General features: G+C 72.5%; 13 protein-coding genes. 6 read left to right on the forward strand and 7 right to left on the reverse strand.

Annotated elements, in window-relative coordinates:
* Positions 1 to 81: 81 nt before the first annotated feature.
* The gene (locus tag J5Y04_RS12455; protein WP_209412025.1) at positions 82 to 921 is read right to left on the reverse strand and encodes a class I SAM-dependent methyltransferase; all 840 of its coding nucleotides are present in this window, start codon (positions 919 to 921) and stop codon (positions 82 to 84) included.
* Between the two features lie 429 nt (positions 922 to 1,350).
* On the opposite strand from J5Y04_RS12455, the gene rpsA reads away from it, so the two are divergent.
* Positions 1,351 to 2,841 (forward strand): 30S ribosomal protein S1, encoded by a 1,491-nt coding sequence (gene rpsA, locus J5Y04_RS12460; protein ID WP_209412026.1) that lies wholly within the window; start codon positions 1,351 to 1,353, stop codon positions 2,839 to 2,841.
* Positions 2,842 to 3,080: 239 nt separating this feature from the next.
* Positions 3,081 to 5,300 carry an MMPL family transporter gene (locus J5Y04_RS12465; RefSeq protein ID WP_209412027.1) on the forward strand — a complete coding sequence of 740 codons (2,220 nt, stop codon included), beginning with the start codon at positions 3,081 to 3,083 and terminating at the stop codon, positions 5,298 to 5,300.
* 3 nt (positions 5,301 to 5,303) lie between these two features.
* On the opposite strand, the gene zapE is transcribed toward J5Y04_RS12465, so the two are convergent.
* The gene (zapE, locus tag J5Y04_RS12470; RefSeq protein WP_307853076.1) at positions 5,304 to 6,392 is read right to left on the reverse strand and encodes a cell division protein ZapE; all 1,089 of its coding nucleotides are present in this window, start codon (positions 6,390 to 6,392) and stop codon (positions 5,304 to 5,306) included.
* 67 nt (positions 6,393 to 6,459) lie between these two features.
* Positions 6,460 to 6,885, reverse strand: a complete 426-nt coding sequence (locus J5Y04_RS12475) for a MarR family winged helix-turn-helix transcriptional regulator (protein WP_209412028.1) — start codon at positions 6,883 to 6,885, stop codon at positions 6,460 to 6,462.
* Positions 6,886 to 6,947: 62 nt separating this feature from the next.
* On the opposite strand from J5Y04_RS12475, the gene J5Y04_RS12480 reads away from it, so the two are divergent.
* From J5Y04_RS12480 to J5Y04_RS12490, 3 genes are read left to right on the forward strand one after another with little or no spacing between them, the layout of a single operon-like run.
* A complete protein-coding gene (locus J5Y04_RS12480; protein ID WP_209412029.1) occupies positions 6,948 to 7,589 on the forward strand; it encodes an MBL fold metallo-hydrolase in 642 nt (213 codons plus the stop codon).
* A 32-nt stretch (positions 7,590 to 7,621) separates the two neighbouring features.
* Complete coding sequence (coaE, locus tag J5Y04_RS12485; RefSeq protein WP_209412030.1) at positions 7,622 to 8,218, forward strand: dephospho-CoA kinase; 597 nt, start codon at positions 7,622 to 7,624, stop codon at positions 8,216 to 8,218.
* Between the two features lie 47 nt (positions 8,219 to 8,265).
* Positions 8,266 to 8,805, forward strand: a complete 540-nt coding sequence (locus J5Y04_RS12490; RefSeq protein WP_374106001.1) for a GNAT family N-acetyltransferase — start codon at positions 8,266 to 8,268, stop codon at positions 8,803 to 8,805.
* Between the two features lie 133 nt (positions 8,806 to 8,938).
* On the opposite strand, the gene J5Y04_RS12495 is transcribed toward J5Y04_RS12490, so the two are convergent.
* Both J5Y04_RS12495 and J5Y04_RS12500 read right to left on the reverse strand, forming a co-directional pair.
* Positions 8,939 to 9,586: an HD domain-containing protein gene (locus J5Y04_RS12495; RefSeq protein WP_209412032.1), complete on the reverse strand. Its 648-nt coding sequence runs from the start codon at positions 9,584 to 9,586 to the stop codon at positions 8,939 to 8,941.
* Positions 9,583 to 10,392 (reverse strand): hypothetical protein, encoded by an 810-nt coding sequence (locus J5Y04_RS12500; protein ID WP_209412033.1) that lies wholly within the window; start codon positions 10,390 to 10,392, stop codon positions 9,583 to 9,585. The genes J5Y04_RS12495 and J5Y04_RS12500 overlap by 4 nt, the downstream gene beginning before the upstream one ends.
* Positions 10,393 to 10,468: 76 nt before the next feature.
* On the opposite strand from J5Y04_RS12500, the gene J5Y04_RS12505 reads away from it, so the two are divergent.
* Positions 10,469 to 11,350: a LysR family transcriptional regulator gene (locus tag J5Y04_RS12505; protein ID WP_209412034.1), complete on the forward strand. Its 882-nt coding sequence runs from the start codon at positions 10,469 to 10,471 to the stop codon at positions 11,348 to 11,350.
* A 93-nt stretch (positions 11,351 to 11,443) separates the two neighbouring features.
* Here J5Y04_RS12505 and J5Y04_RS12510 read toward each other — a convergent pair whose 3' ends face one another.
* Together J5Y04_RS12510 and J5Y04_RS12515 are read right to left on the reverse strand one after the other, a co-directional pair.
* The gene (locus J5Y04_RS12510) at positions 11,444 to 11,866 is read right to left on the reverse strand and encodes a hypothetical protein (RefSeq protein ID WP_209412035.1); all 423 of its coding nucleotides are present in this window, start codon (positions 11,864 to 11,866) and stop codon (positions 11,444 to 11,446) included.
* 240 nt (positions 11,867 to 12,106) lie between these two features.
* Positions 12,107 to 12,595, reverse strand: a complete 489-nt coding sequence (locus tag J5Y04_RS12515) for a hypothetical protein (RefSeq protein ID WP_209412036.1) — start codon at positions 12,593 to 12,595, stop codon at positions 12,107 to 12,109.
* Positions 12,596 to 12,623 lie beyond the last annotated feature (28 nt).

Consider the following 12,623-nt stretch of genomic DNA (forward strand, 5'->3'; position numbering starts at 1 on the left):
GCGGACAGTCTCCCCGATGGCCCGGCCCGGCGGCCCGGCCCGGCTGGGCCACCCCCGGCCCCGAGCCGGTCCTCCGCCGGGTCAGTCCCGCTCGGCGACGAAGATCGCCGTGCCCGGGATCAGCCGGCCGCGCAGCGGGGACCAGCCGCCCCACTCCTGCTCGTGCCCCTCCGGCCACTCCGGCTCGACCAGGTCCACCAGCCGGAAGCCGGCTCCGACCAGCTCGCGGACCCGGTCCCCGACCGTACGGTGGTGCTCGACGTAGGTGGCCCGCCCGTGTTCGTCCTGTTCGACGTACGGGGTGCGGTCGAAGTAGGAGGCGACGGCGGTGAGCCCCTCGACGCCGGGCTCGTCGGGGAAGGCCCAGCGGATGGGGTGGGTCACCGAGAACACCCAGCGCCCGCCGGGGCGCAGCACCCGGTGCACCTCGCGCATCAGCGCGCCGGTGTCGGCGCTGAACGGCACCGCGCCGTAGGCGGAGCAGGCGGCGTCGAAGGAGCCGTCGGCGAACGGCAGCACGGCCGCGTCGGCCTGGACGACCGGGACCGGCGGGGTGTCGCGGGCGAGGTCGATCCGCAGGGAGTGCTGGAGCTGGCGGAAGGAGATGTCCAGCGCGACCGGCCGGGCGCCCTGCCGGGCGAGCCAGCGCGAGCACTGGGCGGCGCCGGCGCCGATCTCCAGCACGGTCAGGCCCTCGACCTCGCCGAGCAGCCGGGCGTCGGCCTCGTCCAGGCCCTCGGGGCACCAGGTGAACCGGTCGTCGCCGAGGAACTCGCCGTGCTCGTCCTGGTACTCGTCGGCGTTGCGGTCCCACCAGTGGCGGCTGGCGTGGCTGCTCTCGCCGGCCTGCGCGTCGCGCCTTACCGCGTCGTCGCCGTCGTCGTCAAGATCGTGGACGTCGGACTGGGGGGTGGTGGCCACGGTGATAATGCCTATCGCGTAGGGTGTGGTCTGCGGAAGCGCCGCTGCCGCGAACCGGCCCGCAAGGGTCCGGGTCCTGGCGGTGGCATCCGGGGAAAGGCTTCCTGCGGCCGCCACTGTGAGGTGCGCAATCGGAGGATATGGCCTGATCCATACCGGCCTCCACCGTCTTGGCGCCCTTGGCGTTGACCGTGCCTGGCCGTCCCCGTATGCTACAAGTTGCGCTGCGGGCCTGCGCGCCTCGGACGGAGCAGGTCGCGCTCGCATCTGTCGAAGACCCCACGGTCGCAAGACGGACGCCGGATTCTCGCTGTTGCGGGATGTTCCGGTGGGCCGTGCTCTTGGCTGTCCGGCTTTCGGTGGGAGCGATACGGGCCCTCCGCGTGGCATTACCTACGACTTCATGTCCGTACCGGAGCCCTTTTCCTAATGACGAGCCCCACCGACTCCTCCACCAGCACCACCCCGCAGGTCGCGGTCAACGACATCGGCGACGCTGAGGCCTTCCTCGCCGCCATCGACGAGACCATCAAGTACTTCAACGATGGCGACATCGTCGAGGGCGTCATCGTGAAGGTCGACCGTGACGAGGTGCTCCTCGACATCGGTTACAAGACCGAGGGCGTCATCCCGTCCCGTGAGCTCTCGATCAAGCACGACGTTGACCCGCACGAGGTCGTCTCCGTCGGTGACAACATCGAGGCCCTGGTTCTCCAGAAGGAGGACAAGGAGGGTCGTCTCATCCTGTCCAAGAAGCGCGCTCAGTACGAGCGTGCCTGGGGCACGATCGAGAAGATCAAGGAAGAGGACGGCATCGTCACCGGTACCGTCATCGAGGTCGTCAAGGGTGGTCTCATCCTCGACATCGGCCTCCGTGGCTTCCTGCCGGCCTCGCTCGTCGAGATGCGTCGTGTCCGCGACCTCCAGCCCTACGTGGGCAAGGAGCTCGAGGCCAAGATCATCGAGCTGGACAAGAACCGCAACAACGTGGTCCTGTCCCGCCGTGCCTGGCTGGAGCAGACCCAGAGCGAGGTCCGCCAGACCTTCCTCACCACCCTGCAGAAGGGTCAGGTGCGCTCCGGCGTCGTTTCCTCGATCGTCAACTTCGGTGCGTTCGTGGACCTCGGCGGCGTCGACGGTCTGGTTCACGTCTCCGAGCTGTCCTGGAAGCACATCGACCACCCGTCCGAGGTTGTCGAGGTCGGCCAGGAGGTCACCGTCGAGGTTCTCGACGTTGACATGGACCGCGAGCGCGTCTCCCTGTCGCTGAAGGCGACCCAGGAGGACCCGTGGCAGCAGTTCGCCCGTACCCACCAGATCGGCCAGGTCGTTCCGGGTAAGGTCACCAAGCTGGTTCCGTTCGGTGCGTTCGTCCGCGTGGACGAGGGCATCGAGGGTCTGGTCCACATCTCCGAGCTGGCCGAGCGCCACGTCGAGATCCCGGAGCAGGTCGTCCAGGTCGGCGACGAGATCTTCGTCAAGGTCATCGACATCGACCTCGAGCGTCGTCGCATCAGCCTCTCGCTGAAGCAGGCCAACGAGGCCCTCGGTGCCAACCCGGCCGAGGTCGAGTTCGACCCGACCCTGTACGGCATGGCCGCTTCGTACGACGACCAGGGCAACTACATCTACCCGGAGGGCTTCGACCCCGAGGCGAACGACTGGCTGCCCGGCTTCGAGAAGCAGCGTGAGGAGTGGGAGCGCCAGTACGCCGAGGCGCAGGCCCGCTTCGAGCAGCACCAGGCCCAGGTCATCAAGAGCCGTGAGGCCGACGCCGAGGCCGCTGCCGAGGGTGGCGACGCCGTCGCCGCCGCCGCCGGTGGCTCGTACTCCTCCAGCAGCGACGAGGGCTCCGGCGCTCTCGCTTCGGACGAGGCCCTGGCTGCCCTGCGCGAGAAGCTGGCGGGTGGCCAGAGCTGAGGCTCTGACCCTGCTGGTGCTCGGCGCATAGCGTCATAGCGTCACCGATGGACCCCACCCGGTATTCCGGGTGGGGTCCATTGTTTTCCCCATTCACTTATTTGTTCCTTATGTGAAGGATTTTTGTGATAAGGGGCTCATCAGACGGCTATGGGCGATTCGGGACCTAGGACCTACCTTGGGATGAGTTGCCCGATGGGTGGCTCCCCCCGGCCCCGCACGCTAGGCACCCCCCGCACATGCGCCGTAGCACCGCAGTGACCTCCCCCGCCTGTTCGTCCGCCGACCCCAAGGTCGACGGACGCCTTGCCGCCCTCGGCCGGTTCTGCTTCCGGCACCGGCGCTGGGTGCTCGGCTTCTGGGCCGTGGTCCTGGTCATAGGCGTGCTGATCGGCGGCCGGGTCTTCGCCGGCTCGGTCGCCGGCGCCTCCTCGGCCAGCTCCGAGGCGGACCGCGGAAGCGCCGTGGTCACCGCGGCCGACCCGTCCCGGGGCACCGTCACCGCCGTCGTGGACGGGAAACCGGTCGACGACCAGGCCGTACGGGAGGCCGTCACCAAGGCCACCGCCGACATCGCCGCCCTGCCCGGGGTCTCGTCGGCCACCGACGCCTACGGCTCCGGCCCCGCCGGCGCCGCGCTCCGCTCCGCCGACGGCAACGCGAGCCTGGTCTCCGTCCGGATGGCCGACGCCAGTACCGACGCGCAGACCGCCGCCGTCACCGAGCGCCTCGCGGACATCAAGGCCGACGGCGCCCACGTCACCGTCGGCGGGGACCTGGTGCTCCAGGACGAGGTCAAGAAGCAGACCGAGAAGGACACCCGGTTCGGCGAGATCGTCACCCTTCCGCTGACCCTGGTCGTCATGGTGCTGGTCTTCGGCGGCCTCGCCGCCGCCAGCCTGCCGGTGATCGGCGCCGTCGCCTCGGTGGGCGGCGCGCTGCTGGCCATGTTCGGCTTCAGCAAGATCATGGACATCGACACCAGCGTGCTGCCGATCGCCACCGTGCTGGGGCTCGGCCTCTCGATCGACTACGCGCTGCTCATGGTCAACCGCTTCCGGGAGGAACGCGGCCACGGCGCGGGCATCGCCGCCGCCGTCGAACGGACCGCAGCCACCGCGGGCCGCACCGTCGCCTTCTCCGGGCTGACCGTCGCCGTCGCGCTCTCCGGCCTCTTCGTCTTCACCAGCCCCGTCCTGGCCGCGGTCGCCGCCGCCGGCGTGAGCGTCGTGGTGATCGCCGTCGCGGCCGCGCTCACCCTCGTCCCGGCACTGCTCGGCTTCGCCGGCAGCCGGGTCAAGGCACCCACCGCACCCGTGCCCGACGAGGGCTTCTTCAGCCGCACCGTCCGCCGGGTGCGCAAGCGCGCGGTCCCCGTCGCACTCGCCTGCGTCGCCCTGCTGATGGCCGCCGGGGCGCCGTTCCTCCACGCCGACATGCGCAGCTCCGGCGCCGCCGTGCTGCCCGCGTCCTCGGCCGGCCGCCAGGTCGCCGACACGGTCGACCAGCGGTTCCCGATGGCCTCGCAGGCCCCGATCACCGTGGTGGTCGAGGGCGGCGCGACCGTCGCCCAGGCGTACGCCGACGACGTGGTGGCCAAGCTGCCCGGCGTCAGCGGGGTCCGCGCGGTCACCCCGGTGGGCGACAAGGTCTCCACCATCGACGTGCTGGTGCACGGCGACCCGCAGGGCGGGGAGGCCAAGAAGGTCGTCGAGGAGCTGCGCGCCGACCGGGGCGGGCTCACCACCCAGGTCACCGGCGGAGCCGCCTCGGTCGTCGACTTCCAGCACGAACTGCTCACCCGGGGGCCGATCGCGCTCGGCCTGGTGGCGCTCGGCACGCTGGTGCTGCTCTTCCTGATGACCGGGTCGGTGGTGATGCCGGTCAAGGCCCTGCTGATGAACCTGCTCTCGCTGGGCGCCTCGCTCGGCGCGCTGACCCTGGTCTTCCAGGACGGCTGGTTCAGCGGCCTGCTCGGCTTCAGCCCCGCCGGCGGGCTGGAGACCTTCATCCCGGTGCTGGTCTTCGCCTTCGCGTTCGGGCTCTCGATGGACTACGAGGTCTTCCTGCTCGCCCGGATCAAGGAGCTGCGCGACAAGGGCCACAGCTGTACGAAGGCCGTGGAGCTGGGCGTGCAGCGCAGCGGGAAGATCATCACCTCGGCGGCGCTGCTGATGGTCATCGTCTTCGCGGGCTTCGCGCTCGGCGACATGCTCATGGTGAAGCAGATGGGCATCGCGCTGGCCGTGGCGGTGGCCGTGGACGCGACGCTGGTCCGCTGCCTGCTCGTCCCCGCCGCGATGAGCCTCTTCGGCGAGTTCAACTGGTGGGCGCCGGCCCCGCTGCGCCGCCTGCACAACCGGTTCGGGCTGAGCGAGCACGTCGACCTGCCGACCATCGCGCCGGCGGTGATCCCCGGCCAGCGCCCGGAGGCCAAGGAGCTCGTGATCACGCCCTGAGGCTCAGGGGGTGACCTCCGCGGCCGGCTGCCGGAGGAGGGCGAGGCGGCTGGCGGTGCGGTCGAGGTCGCGCTGCAGGGTGGAGCCGGCGGGGAGGCCGGCCAGTGGGTCGGCGCCGATCAGGACCAGCCGGACGTCGCGGTCGCAGCAGACGTCCACCAGGTTGGCGAAGCGCTGGCGGGCGTCGGGGGAGGCCTCGGTGAGGGGCGGGACGCCGTCGAGGACGAGGGCGGGGAAGCGGTCGGCCAGCGCGAGGTAGTCGGGGACGGCGGTGCGGCCCTCGCACAGTTCGGCGAAGCCGAACCAGACCAGGCCGTCGCGGACGGCCCTGGCCGGCAGCTCGTGGTGGGGCAGGGCCACCGGGCCGGCCTCCTCGGGCCGGGGAGGGGTGAGCCCGGCCGCGGACTCGTCGCCGGGGTGCAGGCGGGCGCCGAGGGCGAAGCCGTGGGTGCCCTCCGGCCGGGGCTGCCGCCGGAAGTCGACCGGCCCGGAGACGTCGACGACGTCCATCCGCTCCTCGATCAGCCGGATCGTCGGCTCGAAGAGGTGGTGGTACAGCGGGTCGGGCATCAGGCCGGCGGGCGGGTAGTTGGACGTGGTGACGAGGGTGATCCGCCGGTCCAGCAGGGTGTGGAAGAGCCGGGCGACCAGCATCGCGTCGCCCGCGTCATGGGCGTGGAACTCGTCGAAGACCAGGATCCGGCAGTCGCCGAGCAGCTCGTCGACGGCCCGGTCCACCGCGGTGCCGTCGTGGTGGCCGTCGGTGTGGTGGCTGTCGGCATGGTGGGCGACGCCCTCGTGCAGCCGGCGGAAGAAGTCGTGGAAGTGCAGCCGCCGCTTGCGCGGGGTCGCCAGGCCGTCGAGGAAGGTGTCGACCAGCCAGCTCTTGCCGCGGCCGACCGGGCCCCAGAGGTAGAGGTGGCGCGGCGGGCGCCGCAGCCGCCAGGCCGGGTGGGCCAGCTCGCCGGCGAGCCGGCTGAGCCGTTCGACCGGCGCCTCCTGGGCGGGGTCGAGCGTGAACCCGCGCTGTTCGGCGGCGCGCAGGAAGTGCGCGCGCATCGACTCGTACTGCTTCCCCGCCCTGTCCGTCACGGCTCTGGACCCTAGCAGGGCGTCAGAAACTCCATGATCGCGGGGAGTTGCCCTGCCGCCCGGGTGGTCAGTGCAGGCGGCGCAGCAGCTCGACGGCCGTGCGCAGGGTCTCCCGCTCCTCCGGCGTGAGGCGGGCCTCGATGGCGCCGGCGATCACCGCCTCGCGGCGGGCGCGCTGTTCGTGCAGGGCGGCGCGGCCGGCGTCGGTGGCGGCGACCAGGAGCTTGCGGCCGTCGGTGGGGTGCGGCTGCTGGGTGACCAGCCCGGTCTCGGTGAGCAGGGCGACGGTACGGGCCATCGACTGGTGCCGGACGCGCTGGTGGGCGGCGAGCTCGGCGACGGTGCAGGTGCGGTCGTCGCGGACCAGCAGGCCGAGGACGCCGACCTGGTTCTGCGGCAGTTCGTCGCCGGGGCGCAGGGCGCGGACCAGTTCACCGATGGCGGAGCGCAGGTCGGCGGCGAGTTCGAGGGTGTCGGGGCCCGGGCTGTTCATGGGAGAAGCGTACCGGGATTTTGTCCAGCAAAACTGTGCAGCCTTGCTGTATGTTTTGGCGCATGCGAATCACGAAGTTCGGACACGCCTGCGTACGCCTGGAGCACGACGGCACCACCGTCGTCGTCGACCCGGGGATGTTCGCCGACCCGGCGGCCTTCGCGGGTGCGGATGCCGTCCTGATCACCCACGAGCACTTCGACCACTTCGAGGAGGCCCGGCTCCGTGAGGCCCTGGAGGCCGACCCGGCCCTGCGGGTCTGGACCAACAGTGCGGTGGCCGCCCGGCTGGACGGGGTGGCGCAGCGGGTGACGGTGGTCGGCGAGGGCGACGCCTTCGAGGTGGGCGGGATCGGGGTGAGCGTGCACGGGGAGTGGCACGCGGTGATCCATCCCGACATCCCGCTGGTGCGGAACATCGGCTTCCTCTTCGACGGCCGGCTCTTCCACCCCGGGGACGCGCTGACCGTGCCGCCGCACGCGGTGGAGACACTGCTGCTGCCGATCGCCGGGCCGTGGACCAAGGTCTCCGAGCTGATCGACTACGTCCGGGAGGCGGGCCCGCGGCAGGCGGTGCCGGTCCACGACGCGGTGCTCAGCCCGGTGGGGTTGGCGGTGCACACCAACCTGGTCGGCCCGGGCGGGCCGGGGACGGGGGCGGAGCTGACGGCCCTGGGTGATGGCGAGAGCCTGGACCTGGGCTGACCGGAGGCCTCGGGCGCCGGTAGCCTGGCGCCATGCTGAAGATCGGACTGACGGGCGGCATCGGCGCCGGCAAGAGCGAGGTGTCGCGGCTGTTCGCCGCCCACGGCGCGGTGCTCGTGGACTCGGACGTGATCGCCCGCGAGGTGGTCGCCCCCGGAACGGACGGGCTGGAGGCCGTGGTGGCCGAGTTCGGCCCGCAGGTGCTCCAGGCCGACGGCTCACTGGACCGCCCGGCGCTCGGCGCGATCGTCTTCGCCGACCCCGGGCGGCTCAAGGCGCTGAACGCGATCGTCCACCCGCTCGTCCGGGCCCGCTCCGCCGAGCTGGAGGGGGCGGCCGCCCCGGACGCGGTCGTGGTGCACGACGTCCCGCTGCTGACCGAGAACGGGCTCGCCCCGCTCTTCGACCTGGTGGTCGTCGTCGACGCGTCGGACGAGGTGCGGATCGACCGGCTGGTCCGGCTGCGCGGCATGGCGGAGGAGGAGGCCCGCGCCCGGATGGCCGCGCAGGCCACCCGGGCCGACCGGCTGGCCCTCGCGGACCTCGTCATCGACAACAGCGGGCCGCTGGAGGAGCTGGCACCCCGGGTCGCCGAGGTATGGGAGCAACTGAAGTCGCGTCAGGTGTGAGTGGTTCCGGCCTGTTCAAGGCCGGTCCGAAAGAGGATCATCATCAGGTGACTGATCATCCTGTTTCCGTACCGCCCGCCGTGGTGCGCATGGCCGACTACACCAAGGCCGACATCGAAGAGATATTCGGCGTCGGCAAGGACCACTTCGGCGTCGCCTACACCGGCTTGAGCTGGCTCCCCAAGGACATCCACTTCGGCATCCGCGACGAGGCCGGCCGCCTGGTGGCCCACACCGGCCTGCTGCGGCTGCCGCTGACGGTGGGCGGCCACGACCTGGACGTGATGGGCGTCGGCGGCGTCGCCGTCGCCCCCGACGTCCGGGGGCGCGGCCTGGCGCGCACGGTGGTCGGCGCGGCCCTGGACCACGCGCGGACGCTCGGCCCGCGGCACGCGCTGCTGTTCTGCCGGCCTCAGGTGGCCGGGCTCTACCGGCGGCTCGGCTTCCGGGAGTTGCTGGGGGACGTCCACGTGGAGCAGCCCGAGGGGCGGGTCGTGGTCATGCCCATCTGCACGATGTGGGCGCCGTTGCACGAGGGTGCCGCCTGGCCCGAGGGGCCGGTGCGGCTGCGCTCGCTCCCCATGTGAGCCGGGCTCCGCGGTGAGTCGGGGTCTGAGGGGAGCCGGGCTCCGCGGTGAGCCGGGCTCGGCGGTGAGTCGGGCTCGGCGGTGAGCCGGGGTCCGCGTGAGTCGGGCTCTGCGGCGGTTCGGACTCCGCGCGTCACTCCGGCCAGGCGGAGTTCTCGATCACCTCGACGAAGTCGGTCCGCTCGAAGCCCGGCTCGAACCGGGCCAGGACGTCGGCCTTGACGTTGCCGAAGGTGGTCCCGGGCCTGGAGGCGATGCCCTCGTGGAAGGCGCGCAGGATGCCGCGCTTGAAGTCCGGCCGGGGGTGGGCGGCGACCACGGCCGTCCGCTCCTCGCCGGTCAGGTCGTGGTAGCCGATGCCGAGGACGTCCAGCTCGACGCCGGCCGTGGTGAGGGCGATCTCCGGCTCCAGGTACTCCGGGATGCCGGGCGTGGTGTGCAGGGCGATCGCCTCCCACACCACGCGGACGCGCTGCTCCGGAACCTGGTGGGAGCGGAGGAACGCGGCGGCCGCCTCGGCCCCGTCGATCTCGAACCGCCGCCCGGAGGAACGGTGTTCGGGGGCGAGACCGAGGTCGTGGAACATCGCGGCCAGGTAGAGCAGTTCGGCGTCGAAGGCGAGCCCGCGGCGCCGTCCCTGGAGGGCACCGAAGAGGTGGACCCGGCGCGAGTGGTGGTAGAGCAGCTCGGTGGAGGTGTCCCGCACCAGCTCGGTGGCCTCGCGGGCGAGCCTGCTGTCGGGGATGCCCACCCCGGCGGTTTCGCTGGCTCCGGCGTTCACGCGGCGGCTCCTTCGGCGGTCCTGTCGGGTGCGGGTGCGGGTGCGGGTGCGGGTGCGGCTGCGGGTGTGCTGGCGCTGGTGGTGGTGCCGGTGTGCCGGGAGGCCGCGTGCCCGACCGCGGCCGTGGCGAGTGCGCGGATGACGGGGTGGACGCGGGTGCCGTCGCCGGCCAGCTCCGGCTGGAACAGGGTGGCGAGGAAGAAGGGGTGACCGGGCAGTTCGAGCACCCGCAGGTCGCCCTCGTCGTCCATGCCGCTGAACCGCAGCCCGTGCTCGCGCAGTTGGTCCAGGTAGACGGAGTTCAGCCCGTACGCGCAGTGGTACCGCTCGACCGTTCGGGTCGTCCCGAGGACGCGCTCGGCGAGTGACCCGGGGGCGATCTCCACCGCGCCCTCGTGCCCGACCAGCGAGCAGCTGAGCGGCACGATCACCAGGTCGTCCTCCCCGGGGTGGCTCTCGCCGTGCGCGGCGCCGCCGATCCCGCAGACGGTGCGCGCGTACTCCAGGACGGCGTGCTGGAAGCCGGCGCAGGTGCCGAGGAACGGGATGCCCTGCTCGCGGGCCGTGCGGACGGCGGCCACCGCGCCCGCCTCGCTGCGGTACGGACTGCCGGGGAGCAGCCAGATCGCGTCGAAGCCGTCGAGGGCGGTGGCCGACCCGGCGTCCTCGGTGGGGATCCAGTAGGCGTCCAGCACGAGCTGGTCGCGGGTGGCGAGCGCGTCGAGCAGCCCGGGGATGCGGGCGTGCGAGCGGACGGCGGGGGAGCGGTCGCCGACCAGGGCGATGCGGGGGGTGCGGTAGGTCATGCGGCTATCCTGACCCCGCGTTGGGCATCAGCGCCAACGATGATTTGTGACCCTTCGATCAGAGGCTCTGATAAGCGTGGATCCGCACCAGCTGCGCACCTTCGTCACCGTGGCCCGGCTGGGCTCCTTCTCCGAGGCGGCCCGCGAGCTCGGCTACACCCAGTCCGCCGTCTCCCAGCAGATCGCGGCCCTGGAGGCGGACCTTGGCAGCAGCCTGCTGCTCCGCCGTCCCGTCGGCCCGACGGAGGCAGGCGTGCGGCTGCTGGAGCACGCCGGTCCGCTGCTGCTGCGGCTCGACGCGGCGCGCGCCGATGTCGCGCGCCTGGCCGGCACCCCGAGCACCCGGCTGCTGCTCGGCACCACCGCGCTGGCGGCCGGAGCAACCCTGGGGAACGCGCTCGCCGAGGTGCGCCGGGTGTACCCGCGGATGGACCTCGCGGTCCGGGTCGTGGCCCCGGAGACCCTGCCGGCCCTGGTCGCCACCGGCGAGGTGGACCTCGCCCTGATCGACGGCCTCGCCGCCCTCAGCGACCCGCTCCCGCTGCCGGACGTCGGCCCGCTCACCACCGTCGCCGTCGACGAGCAGCCGCTCGCCGTCGCCCTGCCCGCCGGCCACCCGCTGGCCGGCCACCGGGGCGTGTCCCTGGCCGACCTCTCCGCCGCCCGCTGGCTGGACGCCCCCGACATCGCGCCCGCTGCCGCCCGGCTGCGCGCCGCCACCGCCGTCGACGGCTTCCGGCCGGCCGCCCGCTACCAGGGCACCGACGTGCGCGGGCTGCTCGCCCTGGTCGCGGCCGGGCACGGGCTGGCCGTGCTTCCTGCGGCGGCGCTCGACGGTGTGGTGGGCGTCGCCGCGGTGCCCGTCCGGGAGCCGAGGCTGGTCCACCGGACGGAACTGGTGCACGGCAGCCTGCCCGAGGGGCCGGCGGCGCTGCTGGCGCAGCTGCTGGAGGGGTGAGGGCCGGGGCCGTGCCGCCCCGGCCGGGCTGTCCCGAGTCGTTCGAGCCGGGGCTGTCCCGGCCGGGCCGTCCGAACTGTCCCGCTGCCCGGGCTATCCGACGATCTCCGCGCCGGCGCAGCACGGCCCGTCCAGCTCGTAGCAGACGTAGCGGAGGCAGCCGAGGCAGAGCGAGATGTTCTCCAGCCGCCAGGTGGTGCCGTGGCAGGAGCAGGTGGCCCGTTGGTGCAGCATGGCGGCCCAGCCGTGACGGCCGCCGATGGAGTCGTGCGACCGCTCCACGAAGGCGGCCGTCGCCTCGTCCGGCTCCTCGCCGCGGCGGATGGCGGCCAACTGCCAGCAGTAGAGGGCGAGGAAGGCCTTCCCGTCCACCAGGTGGGCCGGGCCGCGGTCATTCGCGTCCCAGGCCCGGACGGCCTCGGCGACCCGCTCCGGGAACGGCCTGGCGAGGTCGTGGAGGAGGGCATTGCCGTTCCTGGGGATGGGGGTGGGGTTGGACATCCGATCAGCGGTCATGGGGTCCCTTGCAGTGGTCGGCGGTCGGCGGTCGGCGGTTCACGCTAGGGCATCGCCCGGGCATGCTGTCCGCCCGGGCCTTGCCGCCGAATATGAAGACCGGTCGGTAGATCGGTCGGCTTATGTAGACCGGTCGTCATAAACGGACAGGCAGTCATATGTAGACCGGTCGGTTTTCCGGGCGGCGTGGCCCCCCGGGCCTGCCGCCCGGGGTGCCACGGCTGTTCCGGGGACTTCCGCTCAGGCCGCGGTGGCCTTCCCGGCGGCGACCAGCGCGCGGAGCGAGGTGCGCTGGGCGTAGGCCATCAGCGTGACGGTCAGGGCGGCCATCACGACCGCGAAGGCGACGTGGCCGAGGGTGGAGGTGACTCCGAAGCCGATCGCGCCCAGGGCCACGTGGCTGCCGATGCGCAGGCCGAGCAGGGCGAGGGCGATGTTGCGGGTGCTCTTGCCGCGCCACAGCAGCGCCGCGAGCTTCAGCCGCGGGCGCAGCACGGTGAGGGAGACCGCGATGTTGGTGGCGATCAGTGCGACCAGGGCGGGCCAGGCCGCGGGGAAGGCGTGCAGCAGGTCGAAGGCGCCGGCGATGCCGCCTTCGAAGCCGAAGTACCAGGTGGGGAGGCGCAGTTCCGCGACGGTGGGCACCGGCTTGGCGGCCTCGCCGGCAATGGTGGCGGTGGCAGTGGTGGTGGTGGCGGTGGCTTCGGTCTCAGTGGCCGCGCTGCTCATGGTGTCCCCCGGTTCGGTCCTCGTCCGG

The sequence above is a fragment of the Kitasatospora sp. RG8 genome, from assembly GCF_017813315.1.
Taxonomy (GTDB): Bacteria; Actinomycetota; Actinomycetes; order Streptomycetales; family Streptomycetaceae; genus Kitasatospora.

Excerpts from the sequence above, each read along its gene's own strand:
- J5Y04_RS12515 (WP_209412036.1), bottom strand. The coding sequence starts at position 12,595 with ATGAGCAGCGCGGCCACTGAGACCGAAGCCACCGCCACCACCACCACT.
- J5Y04_RS12510 (WP_209412035.1), bottom strand. The coding sequence starts at position 11,866 with ATGACCGCTGATCGGATGTCCAACCCCACCCCCATCCCCAGGAACGGC.
- J5Y04_RS12475 (WP_209412028.1), bottom strand. The coding sequence starts at position 6,885 with ATGAACAGCCCGGGCCCCGACACCCTCGAACTCGCCGCCGACCTGCGC.
- J5Y04_RS12480 (WP_209412029.1), top strand. The coding sequence starts at position 6,948 with ATGCGAATCACGAAGTTCGGACACGCCTGCGTACGCCTGGAGCACGAC.
- rpsA (WP_209412026.1), top strand. The coding sequence starts at position 1,351 with ATGACGAGCCCCACCGACTCCTCCACCAGCACCACCCCGCAGGTCGCG.
- J5Y04_RS12465 (WP_209412027.1), top strand. The coding sequence starts at position 3,081 with ATGCGCCGTAGCACCGCAGTGACCTCCCCCGCCTGTTCGTCCGCCGAC.
- coaE (WP_209412030.1), top strand. The coding sequence starts at position 7,622 with ATGCTGAAGATCGGACTGACGGGCGGCATCGGCGCCGGCAAGAGCGAG.
- J5Y04_RS12500 (WP_209412033.1), bottom strand. The coding sequence starts at position 10,392 with ATGACCTACCGCACCCCCCGCATCGCCCTGGTCGGCGACCGCTCCCCC.